This is a genomic window from Rathayibacter rhapontici (genome assembly GCF_001995175.1).
Taxonomy (GTDB): domain Bacteria; phylum Actinomycetota; class Actinomycetes; order Actinomycetales; family Microbacteriaceae; genus Rathayibacter.
The window spans coordinates 14,964-32,822 of the sequence record NZ_MUKN01000025.1; the positions used below are offsets into that span (position 1 = coordinate 14,964).

Below are 17,859 nucleotides of genomic sequence, written 5' to 3' on the forward strand. Positions count from 1 at the left end.
CGTCAGCTCACCAGCGGCAGCAGCAGCACCGGGAGCAGCACGGCGACCAGCATCACGATCGGAGCGGCCCGTCCCGCGGCCGGGTTCGCGGGCGCCGCCGTCCTCGACCCTCCGGGCAGAGCGCGGCGGTCGATCACCGCCACTCCCCCGCGGACGGCCAGCGGCCCCTCCTCGAGGTCGCCCGGCCACAGCTCGACGAGCAGCCGACGGCTCCGGGCCAGGCGCACGTCGACGTCCTTCCGGACGCGATCGGCAGGGCGCTCGCCTGGGAGGATCCGACTCCCGCTGCGGCCCCGGCTGCGGCGACGACGGCGGCCGCGACGACGAGCTCCTTCTCCCCGTCCAGCAGCAGGGCGGAGAGCAGCATCAGCACTCCGGCGCCCGCGACGACGAGACCCGCCAGCGACAGCAGGCTGAACAGCACCGAGCGGCTCCGGACGCCGTGGGCGGCGGCGCGCTTCCGCGCCGCGGCGCGCTCGGCGACCGACGGGGCGAGGATCCGGGCGAGGTCCGCCGGGGAGAGCGCATCCTCCACGAGCCGCACGTCGTACGGCAGATCCGCCGTCTCGTCGACGTCGCCGCGGTCGAGATCGGCCGGCACCGGCCAGGCGGCGCGCGTCAGGAGCCGGGCGGTCCGCTCCGAGCGCCCCCGCAGCGCCGCGGCGGTCACCACGAGCACCGTCCCGGCGATCAGCGCGAGCGGCAGCGCGGCGAGCGTGCGCAGGAGCGGTGGCGAGGCCTCCAGGATCCCGCCGGACAGCAGCGCGAGCGCCGCCGCCATCCCCGCGCCGGCCAGCCCGCAGAGCACGACCCCCGCCGACACCCAGAACGACAGCCCGTCCCGGATCGCCGCCGCCGTCTCGTCCCACTGCCGCAGCCGCCGCGCCCGTCGCTCCATCCGCCCCACGCTACCCGCCGCCCCGGGGGAACCCCGGACGCGAAGGAACCCCGACCCGTCGAGGGATCCCGCCGGAGCGGGTTCCGTCGACGGTCCGGGGTTCCCTCGGTCCGTCAGGCGCTAGTGCGTCAGCGCGCGACGCTGCCGTCGGTGTAGTCGGTGTCGGTCTGCTTCCAGGCGAACAGCTTGCGCAGCTCGCGGCCGGTCGCCTCGATCGGGTGCTGCTCGCCCTTGGCGCGCAGCTCCTGGAACTCGGGGGCTCCGGCGTCCTGGTCGGCGATGAAGCGCTTCGCGAACGCGCCGCTCTGGATGTCGCCGAGGACCGCCTGCATGTTCTGCTTGACGCTCGGGTCGATGACGCGCGGGCCCGAGACGTAGTCGCCGTACTCGGCCGTGTCGGAGACCGACCAGCGCTGCTTGGCGATGCCGCCCTCCCACATCAGGTCGACGATCAGCTTGAGCTCGTGGAGCACCTCGAAGTAGGCGATCTCGGGCTGGTAGCCGGCCTCGACGAGGGTCTCGAAGCCGTACTGGACGAGCTGAGAGGTGCCGCCGCAGAGCACGGCCTGCTCGCCGAACAGGTCGGTCTCGGTCTCCTCGGTGAAGGTCGTCTTGATGACGCCCGCGCGGGTGCCTCCGATGGCCTTCGCGTAGGACTTCGCGGTCTCCCAGGCGGTGCCGGTCGCGTCGTTCTCGACGGCGATGATGTCCGGGATGCCGCGGCCGGCGACGAACTCGCGGCGCACCGTGTGGCCGGGGGCCTTCGGCGCGATGAGGATCACGTCGACGCCCGCGGGCGCCTCGATGTAGCCGAAGCGGATGTTGAAGCCGTGCGCGAAGGCGAGCGTCTTGCCCTCGGTCAGCTTGTCGGCGATCTGCTCGCTGTAGATCGCGCGCTGGTGCTGGTCCGGCGCGAGGATCATGATCAGGTCGGCCCAGTCGGCGGCGTCGGCGACGCTCTTGACCTCGAAGCCGTCGTCCTCGGCCTTGGCGGTCGACTTCGACCCGTCCTTGAGCGCGATGACGACCTGGACGCCGGAGTCGCGGAGGTTCTGCGCGTGGGCGTGGCCCTGCGAGCCGTAGCCGACGATGGCGACCTTCTTGGCCTGGATGATCGAGAGATCGGCGTCGGTGTCGTAGATGAGCTCGGTCACGTGGTGTGTCCTTTTCTGTAGAGGAGTGGTCGCGGTCAGTTCTTGAAGACGCGCTCGGTGATCGACTTCGAGCCGCGCCCGATGGCGAGCAGGCCCGACTGCGCGATCTCCTTGATGCCGTAGGGCTCGATGACGCGCAGGAAGGCGTTGGTCTTCCCGGAGTCGCCCGTCACCTCGATGACGAGGGCGTCGGTCGCGACGTCGACCACGCGGGCGCGGAAGAGGTTCACGGCCTCGAGCACCTGCGAGCGGGTGACGTTGTCGACGCGCACCTTCACGAGCAGGTGCTCGCGGTGCACCGACTGGTCGGGGTCGAGCTCGACGATCTTGATCACGTTGACGAGCTTGTTGAGCTGCTTCGTGACCTGCTCGAGCGGGAGGTCCTCGACGTCGACGGCGACCGTGATGCGCGACAGTCCGTCGAGCTCGGTCGGGCCCACGGCGAGCGACTCGATGTTGAACCCGCGGCGGGCGAACAGCCCGGCGACACGGGTGAGCAGTCCCGGCTTGTCCTCGACGAGCAGGGAGAGAACGTGGTGCGTCATGCGGTCTACTCCTCGTCGTCCCAGGTCGGGCTGTGGTCTCTGGCGTACTGGACGTAGCTGTTCGAGACGCCCTGGGGCACCATCGGCCACACCATCGAGTCGCGGCTGACCACGAAGTCGATGACCACGGGGCGGTCGTTCGTCGCGATCGCGAGGCGGATCGCGTCGTCGATCTCCTCGGGCTTCGTGACCCGGATCCCGAGCGCGCCGTACGCGTCGGCCAGCTTCACGAAGTCGGGCACCCGCACGGTGTCGTGTCCCGTGTTGAGGTCGGTGTTGGAGTAGCGGCCCTCGTAGAAGAGGGTCTGCCACTGCCGCACCATGCCGAGCGAGGAGTTGTTGATCACCGCGACCTTGATCGGGATGTCGTTGATCGTGCAGGTGGCGAGCTCCTGATTGGTCATCTGGAAGCAGCCGTCGCCGTCGATCGCCCAGACGACGCGGTCGGGCTCGCCGACCTTCGCGCCCATGGCGGCCGGGACGGAGTAGCCCATGGTGCCGGCGCCGCCCGAGTTCAGCCAGGAGTTGGGGCGCTCGTACTTGATGAACTGCGCGGCCCACATCTGGTGCTGGCCTACTCCGGAGGCGAAGACGCCCTCGGGACCGGTGATCTCGCCGATGCGCTTGATCACGTACTGCGGCGAGAGCTGGCCGTCGGCGGGCTCCGTGTAGCCGAGCGGGAACTCCTCCTGGAGGCCCTTGAGGTAGGACCACCACTCGGAGGTGTCGGGTGCGCCGCCGTCGATCGTCTTCGCGTAGGCGTCCGTGAGATCGGGCAGGACGTCCTTGAGGTCTCCCACGATCGGCACGTCGGCGGTGCGGATCTTGGAGATCTCGGCGGGGTCGATGTCGACGTGCACGACCTTGGCGTGCGGGGCGAAGAGCGCCGCCTTGCCGGTCACGCGGTCGTCGAAGCGCGAGCCGAGCGCGAGGATCAGGTCGGCCTCCTGTAGCGCCAGCACCGCGGGGACGGTGCCGTGCATGCCGGGCATGCCGAGGTGCTGCTCGTGCGAGTCCGGGAACGCGCCGCGGGCCATCAGCGTGGTGACCACCGGGGCGCCGGACGTCTCGGCGAACGCGAGGAGCTCGGCGGAGGCACGGGCGCGGATGATGCCGCCGCCGACGTACAGCACCGGCTTCTTCGACTCGGCCAGCAGCTGCGCCGCGGCCTGGATCTGCTTGCCGTGCGCCTTGGTCACCGGGCGGTAGCCGGGCAGGTCGATCTTCGGCGGCCAGAGGAACGGCGCCTCGTTCTGCTGCGCGTCCTTGGTGATGTCGACGAGCACGGGGCCGGGGCGCCCGGTCGTGGCGATGAGGGCGGCGGAGGCGAGCGCCTGCGGGATGTCCTCGGGTCGCGTGACCAGGATCGAGTGCTTCGTGATCGGCATGGTGATGCCGACGATGTCCGCCTCCTGGAAGGCGTCGGTGCCCATCAGCGTCGAGAAGACCTGGCCGGTGATCGCGAGCATCGGGACGGAGTCCATGTAGCGTCCGCGATCGCCGTGACGAGGTTCGTCGCTCCGGGGCCGGACGTCGCGATGCAGACGCCGAGCTTGCCGGTCGCCGAGGCGTAGCCCTCGGCGGCGTGGCCCGCGCCCTGCTCGTGGCGGACCAGGATGTGGCGGATCTTCGACGAGTCCATCAGCGGGTCGTAGACCGGGAGGATCGCGCCGCCGGGCAGGCCGAAGACGTCCTCGATCCCGAGCATCTCGAGCGAGCGGACGACCGCCTGCGCTCCGGTCAGGGTCTCGACCGCGGGGGCCGGGGCCGCGGCGGACGCGGCGGGTCGGGGTGGCTGGGGCGTCGGTGCGGGATGCACGGCGGACGGGTCCGGGGTCATGCGGGTGTCGTTTCCTTCGAGAGGGAGTGCGGCGGCGGGCCCGGGACCGCGAGGTCCTGGACGCGGGAGGCGCGAGTGCGCGGCCGGCGGGAGCGGGCCGGGGTCACCCGGTGGTGGCGCCCACGGCCGCCGAGCGCACGAGCTTGGCGTACTTGGCGAGGACACCGCGGGTGTAGCGCGGAGGAAGGGGGGCCCAGCCTTCTCGGCGGGCGGCGAGCTCGGAGTCGTCGACAAGTAGGTCGATCGAGCGAGCGGCGATGTCGACCCGAATCGGGTCCCCATCGCGCACGAATGCGATGGGACCTGCGTCCACCGATTCGGGTGCTATGTGTCCGATGCACAGGCCGGTTGTGCCGCCTGAGAATCGTCCGTCGGTCAAGAGTAGTACATCTTTTCCGAGGCCCGCGCCCTTGATGGCCGCGGTGATGGCGAGCATCTCGCGCATCCCCGGGCCGCCCTTGGGGCCCTCGTAGCGGATGACCACCACGTCGCCCTTCTCGATCTCGCCGTTCGTCAGAGCGTCCATCGCGGCGCGCTCGCGCTCGAAGACGCGCGCGGGGCCCTCGAAGACGGAGGCGTCGAAGCCGGCCGTCTTGACGACCGCGCCCTCGGGGGCGAGCGAGCCCTTGAGGATCGTGAGGCCGCCGGTCGCGTGGATCGGGTTGTCGAGCGTGCGGATGACCTCGCCGTCCAGCGGCGCGATGTCCATCGCCGCGAGGTTCTCGGCGACCGTCTTCCCGGTGACCGTCAGGCAGTCGCCGTGCAGGAGGCCGGCGTCCAGCAGGGCCTTCATGACGGCGGGAACGCCGCCGTGGCGGTCGACGTCGTTCATGACGTACTTGCCGAACGGCTTGAGGTCGCCGATGTGCGGGATCGTGTCGCCGATGCGGTTGAAGTCGTCGATCGTGAGGTCGACCTCGGCTTCGTTGGCGATCGCGAGCAGGTGCAGGATGACGTTGGTCGAGCCGCCGAAGGCCATCGCGACGGCGATCGCGTTCTCGAACGCCTCCTTCGTCAGGATGTCGCGCGCGGTGGTGCCGTTGCGCAGCAGCTCCACGACGGCCTCGCCGGACTTGCGGGCGAAGTAGTCGCGGCGGCGGTCGGCCGCGGCGGGCGAGGCCGAGCCGGGCAGGCTCATCCCGAGCGCCTCGGCGACGCTGGCCATGGTGTTCGCGGTGTACATGCCGCCGCACGAGCCCTCGCCCGGGGCGAAGGCGCACTCGATGCGCTTGGCGTCCTCCTCGGACATGATCCCGGCCTTCACGCCGCCGACCGCCTCGAAGGAGTCGATGATCGTGATGTCCTTCTCGGTGCCGTCCGAGAGCTTGACCCAGCCCGGGGCGATCGATCCGGCGTAGACGAAGACGGCCGCGAGGTCGAGTCGCGCGGCGGCCATCAGCATGCCGGGCAGCGACTTGTCGCAGCCGGCGAGCATGACGGTGCCGTCCAGTCGCTCGGCCATCATCACGGTCTCGACGGAGTCGGCGATGACCTCGCGCGAGACGAGCGAGAAGTGCATGCCCTCGTGGCCCATCGAGATGCCGTCCGACACCGAGACGGTGCCGAACTGCAGCGGGTACCCGCCGCCCGAGTGCACGCCCTCCTTCGCGGAGCGCGCCAGGCGCTCGAGGGAGAGGTTGCAGGGGGTGATCTCGTTCCAGGAGGAGGCGATCCCGATCTGGGGCTTCTCCCAGTCGTCGTCGCCCATTCCGACGGCGCGGAGCATCCCGCGGGACGTCGTGGCCTCGATGCCGTCCGTGACGGTGCGCGAACGAGGCTTCCAATCGATTTCCGGCATGTGACGAGGCTACCGCCTCGCGACCCCTGCTCCGGCGCTCCCGGGCGCCCCGATCGCGCTCCTCGTCAGGCCGAGGCGCCGCGGAAGTCCGCCAGCAGGGAGAGCACGTGCGCGACCTGCTCCGGGCCCCGCACGCGGTAGGCGGCGGAGGTGGTGCCCGGCCCGCTCTTCACGCCCACGTCGCCTGCTCGCATCACGGCGAAGGCGTCCTCGTCGGTCACGTCGTCGCCCGCGTAGAGCACCGCGGTGGCGCCGGTGTAGCGGCGCAGGTGCTCGACGGCCTCGCCCTTGGTGGTCGAGCGCACCGAGAACTCGAGCACGTTCTTGCCCTCGCGCACGTGGACGCCCGCGACCTCGGCCCGCGCCTCCGAGAGGGCGACGACGTGCGCGACCCTGCTGTGCTTGTCGGTGGCGAGACGGGTGTGCAGGGCGAAGCCGGCCGGCTTGTCCTCGATCCACACGTTGTCGATCCCGCGGGCGATGCCCTTGAGCACGCCCTCGAGGCGGTCGACCTTGGCGAGCTCGACGGGGTTCAGGCGCACGGCGTCCTCGTCGGGGTCGAGCCGGATCTCCACACCGTGGGAGCCGACGAGCAGAGCCTCGTCGGGGAGCTGCGACACCTCCTCCAGGCTCTCGAGCGCGCGACCGGAGACCAGCGCGACGCGGGTGCTGGGCAGGCCGAGGAGACGCAGCACGGCCTCGCGGGCCTCGGGCAGGGCGCGGGCGCGCGCCGGATCGTCGACCTCCGGGGCGAGGGTGCCGTCGAAGTCGAGGGCGACGAGGAGCCGGCCGGTCGCCGCCAGCTCGCGCAGCGCCAGGACGAGGCGATCGGGGACACCGGGGAGGTGCGGATCGACGGGCGAGGGGGTGACGGTGCTCATCGCGCCTCCGCCTCCTTTCCGCGCTCGGAGTCCTCGCGGTGCTCGGCCTCCTGGCCGACGGGGGCCTCCTGGCCCCGCGCCGCCGGACGCACGTCGAGCTGCTGGCCCGCGGCGTGCTCGGTGAGCGCCGCGAGGAAGCTCTCGGACCAGCGCGCGACGTCGTTCTCGAGGACCCGGCGGCGCAGAGCCCGCATCCGCCGCGTCTTCTCGCCCCGCGGCATGCGCGCGGCGGTCTCCATCGCGTCCTTCAGCCCCGAGATGTCGTGCGGGTTGATCTGCACCGCCTGCTTCAGCTCGTCGGCGGCACCGGTGAACTCGCTCAGCACGAGCACGCCGTCGTTGTCGAAGCGCGAGGCCACGTACTCCTTCGCGACCAGGTTCATCCCGTCGCGCAGCGCCGTGACGAGCATCACGTCGGCGGCGAGGTAGAGCGCCACCATCTCCTCGCGGGGATAGCCGTGGTGCAGGTAGCTGATCGCCGGGTGCCCGATCTTGCCGTAGTCGCCGTTGATCCGGCCGACCTGCAGCTCGATGTCGTCGCGCAGCTGGCGGTAGGTGTCGACCCGCTCGCGGCTGGGGCTCGCGACCTGCACGAGCACCGCGTCCTCGGTGCTGAGCCGGCCGTCGGCGAGGAGCTCGCCGAACGCCTTCAGGCGGTGGCCGATGCCCTTCGTGTAGTCGAGGCGGTCGACGCCCAGCATGACCACCTCGGGGTTCCCGAGCTCGTCGCGGATCTCCTTCGCGCGCGCCTGGATCTCGGGGGTGCGGGCCATCGCCTCGAAGAAGGCGGAGTCGATCGAGATCGGGAAGTGCCGCGCCACCACGGGACGCACGCTGGCCCCCCGTCGGGAGCGGTTCACCCGCCGGGTGCCGCCGACGGCCTCGTCCTCGACCGGCACCTCGACGACGGTGCTCCGGGTGTCGTAGCCGAGCAGTCGCCGCACCGCCCGGAGGAAGCTGCCCGCGTCGCCCTGGCGCTGGAAGCCGATGACGTCGGCGCCCAGCAGGCCCTCGACGATCTGCTTGCGCCACGGCAGCTGGGCGAAGATGCCGTACGGCGGGAACGGGATGTGGTTGAAGAAGCCGATGGTGACGTCGGGGCGGAGCTCGCGGAGCATCTTGGGCACCAGCTGCAGCTGGTAGTCCTGCACCCACACGACCCCGTTCTCCTCCGTCACCGCGGCGGCGGCCTCGGCGAAGCGCCGGTTGACCCGGACGTAGGCGTCCCACCAGTCGCGGTGGTAGGTGGGGGGCGCGATGACGTCGTGGTAGAGCGGCCAGAGCGTGTCGTTCGAGAAGCCCTCGTAGTAGTCCTCGAGCTCCTGCGCGCTGAGGGCGACGGGCACGATCAGCACGCCGTCGTTCTCGAACGGCGCGACGACCTCGTCGGCGACTCCCGGCCAGCCGACCCAGGCGCCCTCGTTCGCCCGCATCACGGGCTCGAGCGCGGTCACCAGGCCGCCGGGGGACGTCTTCCACGAGGCGGTGCCGTCCTCGGCCGTCACCCGGTCGACGGGGAGCCGGTTGGACACCACCACGAACGCGTTGCGCGGTGCGGGAGCACCGTCCTGGAGGTCGGGAACTGCGTGCTCGGAGATGGTGTACCCCTCGTCGAATCGGGTCGTCGTGGACCCCAGGAGGCTACCAGCCCCTCTCGAACGGCTGTCGGACAGGAGATGTCCTCGCGCCGCTCAGCCCTGCGCCAGCGCGAGAGCGAGCACGGCGCCTCCGACGGTCGGCACGACCGCGACGAGACCGAGCAGCGCATACTGCGCCCACGAGATCCGGACCCCCATGGCGGTCAGCCGCTGGTGCCAGAGCAGGGTCGCGAGCGAGGCCCACGGCGTGATCAGCGGACCGGCGTTGACGCCGATCAGCAGGGCGACCAGGCGCACCGGATCCGCGGCCACGGGCTCGAGCGCGAGGTACGCCGGCAGATTGTCGACGAGGTTGGCGGCCACCGCTCCGGAGCCGGCGAGGCGCAGCAGGTCCGCGACGCCGCTGCCCTGCCCCGCGACCACGGCGAGCGCCGCCCCCAGTCCGAGCTGGTGCGCCGCCTCCATCGCGACGAAGAGGCCGGCCGCGAAGACGACGAGCTGCCACGGGAGGAGCGAGGCGCGCAGCGCGCGAGGTCGGCGCACTGCGAACAGGACGACCAGCACCGCCGCGGCGGCGGTCGCCGGGATCCACACCTCCAGGCCCGACACCAGCGCGGGCAGCAGGAGGGCCACCACCGCGCCGGAGCCGACGAGCAGCACGCGGTCCTCGACCGGCGTCCTCTCCCCCGCGCTGTAGCGGCCCGCCAGCTCCCGGCGGTACCGGACCGCCAGCACCAGCACGGGCACTGCAGCGGCCACCAGGGCGGGGAGAGCGGTCAGCGCGGCGAACTCGAGGGGCCCGTCGACGCCGAGGCGCCGCTGGGCGAGCAGGTTCGTGAGGTTCGACACGGGCAGCAGGAGCGACGCGCAGTTCGCCAGCCAGACGGTCGCCATCGCGAACGGCAGCGGCGACACCTTCACGTGCGCCGCGAGCAGCACCACGACGGGCGTCAGCAGCACGGCGGTCGTGTCGAGCGACAGGAAGACCGTGCTCAGCACCGCGAGGAGCACGACCAGCAGCCAGAGCACGGCCGTGCGGCCCCGGCCCCACACGGCGGCGCGCTCGGCGACCACGGTGAAGACGCCCGCCTCCGACGCCAGCTCGGCCACGACGGTGACCGCCACCACGAAGGCGAGGATCGGCCCCGTCCGCTCGACGAGCCCGCTCAGAGCCTCGGCAGGGAGGACGCCCGTGAGCACCGCCACCGCTCCGAGCAGGAGGAGGGCGACCCCGATGACTGCGGTGCGCATCCTGTTCCGTTCCTCCCCGGCGCCCGGACGCTCCCGGACGGCGGTCCACGGTAGCGGGAGGACGGTTCCGTCCTGTCAACCGCTCCGGGCATCGCGACGGCACCGGTAGCGTCGTCGTGAACACCGGGAGGCAATCGATGCGCAAGTTCATCCTCAACTCGAGCGTCATCAGCGCGCTGGTCGGCGGCTGGTCGATCCTTCAGACGACCCGCAAGGGGCCGCGCGACTGGCGACTGGTCCTGCAGTGGGTCAGCTGGGCGATCGCCGTGGCGGTCGCCTTCGGCTCCGTCTCCTACGACTCCAAGGAGCTCGCCAAGGAGGCGAACGGGAAGAAGCGCGATCGCTGATCGCGCCCGCTGACGCGCCGTTCGCCCCGTGCGGCGGCGTGTCAGCGATCCTCCTCCCCGCTTCCCCGCGACACTGGTCTCAGCTGCCGACCGCACGGGAACAGGGGTTCGTCATGAGGTTTCGTCTGAGGCGCCGCCCGCCGGTCCCCGAGGTCGTCGCGGCCCCGGCGCTCACGCAGGACGAGCTCTTCGCCGTCGTCCACGAGCGCCTCGCGGCGTTCGTCGGCTCCGAGGGAGCGTGGGTCGTCACGCGTCGGAGCCATGACGACCGCGATCCGATCTTCCACGGGATGCTCGCCCGCTCCCTCGCGCACGAGCTCGCAGGGGCGATCCAGGCCGAGCAGCTGCGCGCCGGGGTCCCCGACGCCGCGAACCCGGTCACCTCCGCGATCCCGGTGATGCGCGCCTCCACGCCGCCCGTCGAGACGGAGCCGGCGGCCCTCACCTGGGAACCGCAGCCGATCGCCGTCTGGGCCGAGCCCGACGCCGCGACCCGGCTCCCGGTCGACGCGACCCGCTAGGACCCGGCGGCTCAGACCTCCTTCCAGCCCTCCGGGCCCGCGCTGCCCGCGGGGTACTCGTCCAGCGGCACGGCGCCCGAGCGCCAGGCGTCGAGCGCCGGCTGCACGATGCGCCAGCACTCCTCGGCCGCGTCCCCGCGGACCGACAGCGACGGGTCGTCGTCGAGGATCCCCGAGAGCACCTCGCCGTACGCCAGCAGCTCGCCGGCCCCGAACGTCGCCTCGAGCGACGCGCGCTCGAGCGTGTAGGGGTCGCCGGGACCGTTGATGTTGAGCTCGAGCGCCATCTTGTCCGGGGCGAGGAACAGCCGCAGCACCGAGGGCGACTCCGTGCCGTGGAAGCCGCTCGGCAGGTGCGGCACGGGCTTGAAGCGGATGACGACCTCGCGGCGGCGCTCCCCCAGCGCCTTGCCGGAGCGCAGCGTGAAGGGCACGCCGGCCCAGCGCCACGTGTCGATCTCGACCGTGAGCTCGGCGAGCGTCTCGGTGCCGCGCTCGGGGTCCACGCCCTCCTCCGAGGCGTACGCGGGGAGCTCGCGTCCGTCGACGGAGCCGGCGGTGTAGCGCGCCCGGCGCGAGCCGTCCTCCTCGCGGATCCGCGTGGCGCGCAGCACGATCCCCTTGGCGTCGCGCAGGTCGGCGGCGTCGAGCGTCGACGGCGCCTCCATCGCGACGACCGCCAGCACCTGCAGCAGGTGGCTCTGGATCATGTCGATCAGGGCGCCGGCGCCGTCGTAGTAGCCGGCGCGCCCCTCCAGGCCCAGCTGCTCGTCGTAGACGATGGCGACGCTCTCGATGTGCTCGGCCGACCACAGCGGCTCGAGGATCCGGTTGGCGAAGCGCAGGCCCAGCAGGTTCATCACCGTGGCGCGGCCGAGGAAGTGGTCCACGCGGTGGACGCGCTCCTCGGGCACGAGAGCGGCGAGGCGCTCGTTCAGGGCGCGGGCGCTCTCCTCGTCGACGCCGAAGGGCTTCTCGAGCGCGAGCACGGTGCCCGGGGGCAGCTCGTGCACGGCGAGGGCGTCGCACGCCTTCGCGGCGATGGCGGGCGGCAGGGCGAAGTAGATCGCGACCGGTCCCTCGCAGCTCGCGAGCAGTGCGGCGAGCGCCTCCGGATCGGTGACGTCGATCTGCTCGTAGCGGGTGCCGGCCACCATGTCGCCCGCTCCGGTGCCGCTGGTCTCGACCGTCGCGAGCGAGGTGGAGAGCACCTCGTGCCAGTGCTCCTGGGTCCAGTCCTCCCGACCGGCCCCGACGAGGTGCAGCCTCCGGTCGGGTTCGCGCGTCAGCAGCTGGCCGATCGCGGGGAGCAGGAGCCGGGAGGAGAGGTCCCCCGTCGCTCCGAGGATGAGCAGTGTCGAGACCGAGTGCGTCATGCGGCTCACCCTACGGCGAGGTCCACGGCCGACGCTCCGCCTTGACGGGGAGCGCTCGGCTCCTGCTGAGAGGATCCGTGCATGGTCTCCCCGATCGAGGACTACGCGGTCCTTTCCGACTGCCGCACCGCCGCTCTCGTCTCCCGCGACGGCGGCATCGACTGGCTCTGCCTCCCGCGCTTCGACTCCCCGTCCGTCTTCGGCGCCCTGCTGGGCGGTGACGACCAGGGCCGCTGGTCGCTGCGGCCGGTCGATCCGGACGCCCGCGTCGAGCGCCGCTACCTCGGCGACACGCTCGCCCTCCTCACCCGGTGGACGACGTCGAGCGGAGTGGTGGAGGTCACCGATGTGATGCCGCTGCGCGACGACCGGGCGGAGCTCGTGCGCCGGGTGCGCGGCGTCTCGGGCACGGTGCGGATGCGGCAGGAGCTGCGCCTCCGCTTCGACTACGCCCGGGTCGTGCCGTGGGTGCGGCAGGAGGGCACGGACGAGGCCCCGCTGCTCGTCGCCGTCGCCGGCCCGGACGCGGTCGTCGTCCGCGGTGTGCGGCTGACGGCGACCGACCACGTCCACAGCGCCGAGTTCGACGTCGCCGCGGGCGCCGTCACCGATCTCTCGATGGCCTGGTTCCCCTCGCACCACCGCTCCCCCAAGGCCCTCGACGTCGATCGCGCCCTCGAGAGCACGCTGGCCTGGTGGTCGGAGTGGGCGGGATCGATCCGCTACGACGGCCCGTACCGCGAGGCGGTCGTGCGCTCCCTGCTCACGCTCCGCGCCCTCACGGACGATCAGACGGGCGGCATCGTCGCCGCCGCGACCACGTCGCTCCCGGAGGAGTTCGGCGGCAGCCGCAACTGGGACTACCGCTACGTCTGGCTCCGCGACGCCGCGCTGACCCTGCAGGCGCTGCTCGCGCACGGCTTCGAGCAGGAGGCGCAGAAGTGGCGCGCCTGGCTGCTGCGCGCGGTGGCCGGCGACCCGGCCGACGTGCAGATCATGTACGGCATCGCGGGTGAGCGGGACCTCGCGGAGCGCACGATGCCCAGCCTGCCCGGCTACGACGGAGCCTCGCCCGTGCGCATCGGCAACGCGGCGGTCGACCAGTACCAGGCCGACGTCATCGGCGAGGTCATGGTGGCGCTGCACGAGGCGCGCACCGCGGGGGTCGACGAGAACCGCTTCTCGTGGCCGCTCCAGCGCGCCCTGCTCGGCTTCGTCGAGCAGAACTGGAAGCGCCCCGACAACGGCATCTGGGAGATCCGCGGCGAGCCCCGGCACTTCACGCACTCCCGGGTGATGATCTGGGCGGCGCTGGACCGCGGCGTGAGGGCGGTCCGCGAGAACGGACTCGACGGCCCTGTCGAGACCTGGGAGGCGCTGCGCGACGAGGTGCGCGCCGAGATCGACGCGCAGGGCTACGACGCCGAGCGCGGCCACTTCGTGCAGTCCTACGGATCGACGGAGGTCGACGCGTCGCTCCTCGTGCTGCCGATGGTCGGCTACGTCGATGCCGACGATCCGCGGATGACCGGCACCGTGGCCGAGATGGAGCGCGTGCTCCTGCACGAGGGGCTGCTCCACCGCTACCGCACCGAGTCGTCGGTCGACGGCCTGCCGGGCGGCGAGCACCCGTTCCTCGCCTGCTCGTTCTGGCTCGTCCGGCAGTACGCCTCCTCCGGGCGCCCCGACGACGCCCGGGCGCTGATGGACCGGCTGGTGTCGCTCGCGAACGACGTGGGGCTGCTCTCGGAGGAGTACGACGTCGAGAACCGCCGGCACGCGGGCAACACTCCGCAGGCGCTCTCGCACCTCGCCCTCGTGCAGGCCGCCGACGCGATCGCGGCGAGCCGGTGAGCGCGCGTCGGCGCCGGCCGCTCCGGATCGTGCTGCTCGCGCTGGGCGGGCTGCTCGCGGTCGCCGTGCTCGGCTTCCTCACCTGGTCCTCGATCGTCCTCGGGCCGGACGAGGCCGCCCTCGAGCGCGTGCGCGCCGAGCCCGGAGTGGGCGTCGAGCGCACCGACTCCGCGATCGTGATGACCCCGACCGGGACCGCGTCGGGCGAGGGGCTCGTCTTCGTGCCGGGCGCCAAGGTCGATGCGGAGTCGTACGAGGCGACCCTCGCCCCGCTCGTGGCGGAGGGCGTCACGGTCGTCATCACGCGTCCGATCCTCAACCTCGCCTTCTTCGACCTCCGTTCGCTCGAGAGCTTCACCGACCAGGCGGAGGGGGTCGACGAGTGGTTCGTCGGCGGCCACTCCCTCGGCGGCGTGAAGGCGTGCCGATGGGCGGGAGGGGACGATGTCGCCGGCCTCGTGCTGCTGGGCAGCTACTGCGCGAACGACCTCTCGGGGAGCGGCCTCGCGGTCCTCAGCGTCAGCGGCTCGGAGGACGGACTGAGCACCCCGGCGAAGGTCGCCGCCGCACGCGACCTGCTGCCCGCCTCCGCCGAGTCCGTCGAGATCGAGGGCGCGAACCACGCCGCCTTCGGCTGGTACGGCCCGCAGCCGGGCGACGGCGTCGCGACGATCGGCCACGAGGAGTCGGATGCGCAGCTGGTCGAGGCGCTGACCGCGTTCCTGGCGGCGGAGCGCTGAGCGGGTGCGGATCCGGGGCCGCTTGACTTCGAGCGCGCTCGAAGTCCTAGGGTGACGCCATGTCCACCACCCCCCTCGCCGAGCGCCCGCCGCCGCCGCGCTGTCGATCTCCGAGGTCGCCGCGGCGACCGGTCTTACCGTGCACACGCTGCGCTACTACGAGCGCGTCGGGCTCATGCTCGACCCCGTCGAGCGGGCGTCGTCGCGGCACCGGCGCTACAGCCCCTCGGACGTCGGCTGGGTGGACTTCCTGACCAAGCTGCGCGCCACGGGGATGCCGATCGCGCGCATCCGCGAGTACGCGGGCCTGCTCAGGATCGGTCCCGCGAGCGAGCCCGAGCGGCTCGCCCTCCTCCGGGCGCACCGCACCGAGGTCGAGGAGCAGCTCGCGCGGACCCACCGCAGTCTCGCCGCGATCGACATCAAGATCGCGGCCTACCAGGAGAGGACCACCTCGTGAAGAAGATCACCCTCGGCGCCGGCGACCCCGGAACCGCCCTCGACGTCTCCCGCCTCGGCCTCGGCGCCATGGGCATGTCCGCCTTCTACTCCGGCGCCGGCAGCGACGACGCGGAGTCGATCCGGACCCTGCACCGCGCCGTAGACCTCGACGTCGTGTTCATCGACACCGCCGAGATCTACGGCCCGTTCACCAACGAGGAGCTCGTCGGCCGCGCCCTCGCCGACCGCCGCGACGAGGTGGTGATCGCCAGCAAGTTCGGCATGATCCAGCACCGCGGATCCGGCGAGCGAGGCCTCGACGGCTCCCCCGAGAACCTCCGCCTCGCGGTCGAGGGCTCGCTGCAGCGCCTCGGAACCGATCGCATCGACCTCTACTACCAGCACCGGATGGATCCGGGCGTGCCGATCGAGGAGACGGCGGGTGCCTTCGCCGACCTGATCCGGGAGGGCAAGATCCGGGCCTACGGGTTGTCGGAGGCGGCGCCCGCGACGATCCGCCGCGCCCACGCCGTGCATCCCGTCACGGCCGTGCAGTCGGAGTACTCGCTCTGGACCCGGGACCCCGAGGCCGAAGTGCTGCCGCTGCTGCGCGAGCTCGGCATCGGCTTCGTGCCCTACTCGCCGCTGGGCCGCGGCTTCCTGACGGGCGCCATCCGCTCCGTCGACGCGCTGGGCGACGACGACTTCCGCCGCTCCAACCCCCGCTTCGCGGACGGCAACCTCGAGGCGAACATCCGCATCGTCGAGGAGGTCGACCGGGTCGCCGCCGAGGTCGGCGCGACCTCGGCGCAGGTCGCGCTCGCGTGGCTGCTCGCCCAGGGCGACGACATCGCGCCGATCCCCGGCACGAAGCGCGTGTCGCGGATCGAGGAGAACGCGGCGGCGGATGCTCTCGTCCTGACCGATCAGCAGCTCGCGGCGCTCTCGGCCATCGAGCCGCCCGTGGGCGAGCGCTACGCCGACATGTCCTCGATCGGACGCTGAGCCGAGCGGAGCCGCCCGCGGACGGCGGCCTCCGCTCGGCTCAGTCGGGCCGGCGGGTCTCGCGCAGGTCGATCAGCCCGGTGAACAGCGCGCCGCGCTCGTTCGACGCGGCGTCGCCCGAGAAGAGGTTGTCCGGAGTCGCGTGCTGGCGCGGCGGAGTCGGCCGGGCCGCGCCGTTCGCTCCGGCCTCCTGGCGCTCCATCTCGACGCGCTGGCGGGGCAGGGCGACGGGGTCGCTCTCGTGCAGCCACTGCACGAGCCGCTCGCGCACGTAGCAGCGGAGGTCGAACAGCGTCGGCGCGTCCTTCGCGGTGACGAGCACGCGGATCCGCACGAAGCCGCCGACCGCGTCGGTCACCTGGAGGACGCTCACGCGCTGGTCCCAGAGGTCGGTCTGCTCGAGGATCCGGTGCAGCTCCTCGCGCATCTCGTCCGGGCGCACGCGCCAGTCGAGGTCGAGCTCGACCGCCCCCAGCAGCTCCGAGCCGGTGCGGGTCCAGTTCTGGAACGGCTGGGTCGTGAAGTAGTTCGTCGGCAGCACCAGGCGGCGGTCGTCCCAGAGGTGCACCACGACGTAGGTCAGCGTGATCTCCTCGATCCGCCCCCACTCCCCCTCGACGATCACGACGTCGTCGAGGCGGATCGCATCGCTGAAGGCGAGCTGCACCCCCGCGAAGATGTTCGTCAGGCTCGACTGCGCGGCGAGGCCCGCCACGATCGAGAGCACGCCCGCCGAGGCGAGGAGGCTGGCTCCCGCGGTGCGCGCCTGCGGGAAGGTCAGCAGCGCGGCTCCGATGGCCACGACCACGACGGCCGCCACCGCGACGCGCCGGATGATCGTCATCTGGGTCCGCAGGCGGCGGGCCCGGCGGTTGTCGACGGTGTCGGTGCGGTAGCGCTCCGCGCCCAGATCCTCGAGGAACACGAAGACGCCCCGACCAGCCAGGCCGATGCTCCGATCGTCGCGATCTGGAAGATCCGGGCGACGAGCTCCGGAGCGACGTCGCCGCCCACGGTCGCGGCCAGCGCGATCCAGACGGCGATCGTCAGCAGGAGCACCCGGAACGGGATGCGGACGCGGCGGATGAGCAGCCGCGCCCAGACCTTGCGCTTGCCGATGGTGCGGATCACGAGGGCGACCACGGCGGTCACGACCACGGCGATCACCACGGCGACGGCGACCGCGAGTGCGATGCCGCCGATCTCGGGGAGGACGTCTTCGGGCACGTCGGTCCTTTCGTCGGGGAGGGATCGAGCGAGCGGCCCTGCCTCACCCCGGACGCGCCGGCGGCGTCGTGCGGAGGCCCGGCGCGGACGGGGAACGGCACGACGCGGCTCCGGGGAGAGCCGGGCGCGAGCCGCTCGCGCGTGGGGCGACCGCGCCCCGGAACGACGAAACGCCCGCCGGAGGGGCGGGCGTCTCGGGTGGTGCACCCCCTCGGACTTGAACCGAGAACCCACTGATTAAGAGTCAGTTGCTCTGCCGATTGAGCTAGAGGTGCGTGGCGATGCTGCCTGGATCGGAGTAAACGTGCTTTCCGAACCGAGGAATCACATTAGCAGTGGCTCCCCCCGTCTCGTCAAATCGACACGGCGACGGCGGGGCGCAC

Annotated in this window: 17 protein-coding genes, 1 tRNA gene and 1 pseudogene; 6 read left to right on the plus strand and 13 right to left on the minus strand. The window is 72.2% G+C overall.

Annotated elements, in window-relative coordinates:
• Nucleotides 1–2: 2 nt before the first annotated feature.
• From B0T42_RS21980 to B0T42_RS09610, 9 genes and pseudogenes are all read right to left on the minus strand, one after another.
• The gene (locus tag B0T42_RS21980; RefSeq protein ID WP_269087515.1) at nt 3–137 is read right to left on the minus strand and encodes a hypothetical protein; all 135 of its coding nucleotides are present in this window, start codon (nt 135–137) and stop codon (nt 3–5) included.
• Complete coding sequence (locus B0T42_RS09575; protein WP_077222968.1) at nt 134–898, minus strand: hypothetical protein; 765 nt, start codon at nt 896–898, stop codon at nt 134–136. Before B0T42_RS09575 ends, B0T42_RS21980 begins: the two co-directional genes overlap by 4 nt.
• 128 nt (nt 899–1,026) lie before the next feature.
• Nucleotides 1,027–2,052: a ketol-acid reductoisomerase gene (gene ilvC, locus B0T42_RS09580; protein WP_055793564.1), complete on the minus strand. Its 1,026-nt coding sequence runs from the start codon at nt 2,050–2,052 to the stop codon at nt 1,027–1,029.
• A 35-nt stretch (nt 2,053–2,087) separates the two neighbouring features.
• The gene (ilvN, locus tag B0T42_RS09585) at nt 2,088–2,597 is read right to left on the minus strand and encodes an acetolactate synthase small subunit (RefSeq protein ID WP_055793566.1); all 510 of its coding nucleotides are present in this window, start codon (nt 2,595–2,597) and stop codon (nt 2,088–2,090) included.
• A 5-nt stretch (nt 2,598–2,602) separates the two neighbouring features.
• Nucleotides 2,603–4,437: pseudogene (locus B0T42_RS09590) on the minus strand (acetolactate synthase large subunit).
• 103 nt (nt 4,438–4,540) lie between these two features.
• A complete protein-coding gene (gene ilvD / locus B0T42_RS09595; RefSeq protein WP_056867668.1) occupies nt 4,541–6,235 on the minus strand; it encodes a dihydroxy-acid dehydratase in 1,695 nt (564 codons plus the stop codon).
• Nucleotides 6,236–6,300: 65 nt separating this feature from the next.
• Nucleotides 6,301–7,116: a trehalose-phosphatase gene (gene otsB / locus B0T42_RS09600; RefSeq protein ID WP_077222969.1), complete on the minus strand. Its 816-nt coding sequence runs from the start codon at nt 7,114–7,116 to the stop codon at nt 6,301–6,303.
• Nucleotides 7,113–8,648 (minus strand): alpha,alpha-trehalose-phosphate synthase (UDP-forming), encoded by a 1,536-nt coding sequence (locus tag B0T42_RS09605; RefSeq protein WP_077222992.1) that lies wholly within the window; start codon nt 8,646–8,648, stop codon nt 7,113–7,115. Before B0T42_RS09605 ends, otsB begins: the two co-directional genes overlap by 4 nt.
• Before the next feature lie 159 nt (nt 8,649–8,807).
• Nucleotides 8,808–9,965, minus strand: coding sequence for an SLC13 family permease (locus B0T42_RS09610; protein WP_077222970.1), 1,158 nt, complete (start codon nt 9,963–9,965; stop codon nt 8,808–8,810).
• A 137-nt stretch (nt 9,966–10,102) separates the two neighbouring features.
• On the opposite strand from B0T42_RS09610, the gene B0T42_RS09615 reads away from it, so the two are divergent.
• Nucleotides 10,103–10,312: a hypothetical protein gene (locus B0T42_RS09615; RefSeq protein WP_077222971.1), complete on the plus strand. Its 210-nt coding sequence runs from the start codon at nt 10,103–10,105 to the stop codon at nt 10,310–10,312.
• Nucleotides 10,313–10,425: 113 nt separating this feature from the next.
• Nucleotides 10,426–10,833: a hypothetical protein gene (locus tag B0T42_RS09620; protein ID WP_077222972.1), complete on the plus strand. Its 408-nt coding sequence runs from the start codon at nt 10,426–10,428 to the stop codon at nt 10,831–10,833.
• Nucleotides 10,834–10,844: 11 nt separating this feature from the next.
• Here B0T42_RS09620 and B0T42_RS09625 read toward each other — a convergent pair whose 3' ends face one another.
• Nucleotides 10,845–12,209 carry a glucose-6-phosphate dehydrogenase gene (locus tag B0T42_RS09625; RefSeq protein WP_173892323.1) on the minus strand — a complete coding sequence of 455 codons (1,365 nt, stop codon included), beginning with the start codon at nt 12,207–12,209 and terminating at the stop codon, nt 10,845–10,847.
• A gap of 81 nt (nt 12,210–12,290) precedes the next feature.
• On the opposite strand from B0T42_RS09625, the gene B0T42_RS09630 reads away from it, so the two are divergent.
• The 4 genes from B0T42_RS09630 (at nt 12,291) to B0T42_RS09645 (ending at nt 16,249) form a co-directional block, all read left to right on the plus strand.
• Entirely contained in the window at nt 12,291–14,063 is a 1,773-nt protein-coding gene (locus B0T42_RS09630) for a glycoside hydrolase family 15 protein (protein ID WP_077222974.1), read from the plus strand.
• Entirely contained in the window at nt 14,060–14,803 is a 744-nt protein-coding gene (locus B0T42_RS09635) for an alpha/beta hydrolase (RefSeq protein WP_094742723.1), read from the plus strand. The genes B0T42_RS09630 and B0T42_RS09635 overlap by 4 nt, the downstream gene beginning before the upstream one ends.
• Before the next feature lie 106 nt (nt 14,804–14,909).
• Nucleotides 14,910–15,263 (plus strand): MerR family transcriptional regulator, encoded by a 354-nt coding sequence (locus B0T42_RS09640; RefSeq protein ID WP_269087516.1) that lies wholly within the window; start codon nt 14,910–14,912, stop codon nt 15,261–15,263.
• On the plus strand, nt 15,260–16,249 hold the full coding sequence (locus B0T42_RS09645; protein WP_077222976.1) for an aldo/keto reductase: 990 nt from the start codon (nt 15,260–15,262) through the stop codon (nt 16,247–16,249). Before B0T42_RS09640 ends, B0T42_RS09645 begins: the two co-directional genes overlap by 4 nt.
• Nucleotides 16,250–16,289: 40 nt before the next feature.
• Here B0T42_RS09645 and B0T42_RS09650 read toward each other — a convergent pair whose 3' ends face one another.
• From B0T42_RS09650 to B0T42_RS09655, 3 genes are all read right to left on the minus strand, one after another.
• A complete protein-coding gene (locus B0T42_RS09650; RefSeq protein WP_446737367.1) occupies nt 16,290–17,174 on the minus strand; it encodes a mechanosensitive ion channel family protein in 885 nt (294 codons plus the stop codon).
• On the minus strand, nt 17,090–17,476 hold the full coding sequence (locus B0T42_RS22680) for a hypothetical protein (RefSeq protein WP_446737368.1): 387 nt from the start codon (nt 17,474–17,476) through the stop codon (nt 17,090–17,092). The genes B0T42_RS09650 and B0T42_RS22680 overlap by 85 nt, the downstream gene beginning before the upstream one ends.
• A gap of 199 nt (nt 17,477–17,675) precedes the next feature.
• Nucleotides 17,676–17,751, minus strand: a tRNA-Lys gene (locus B0T42_RS09655).
• Between the last annotated feature and the right edge of the window lie 108 nt (nt 17,752–17,859).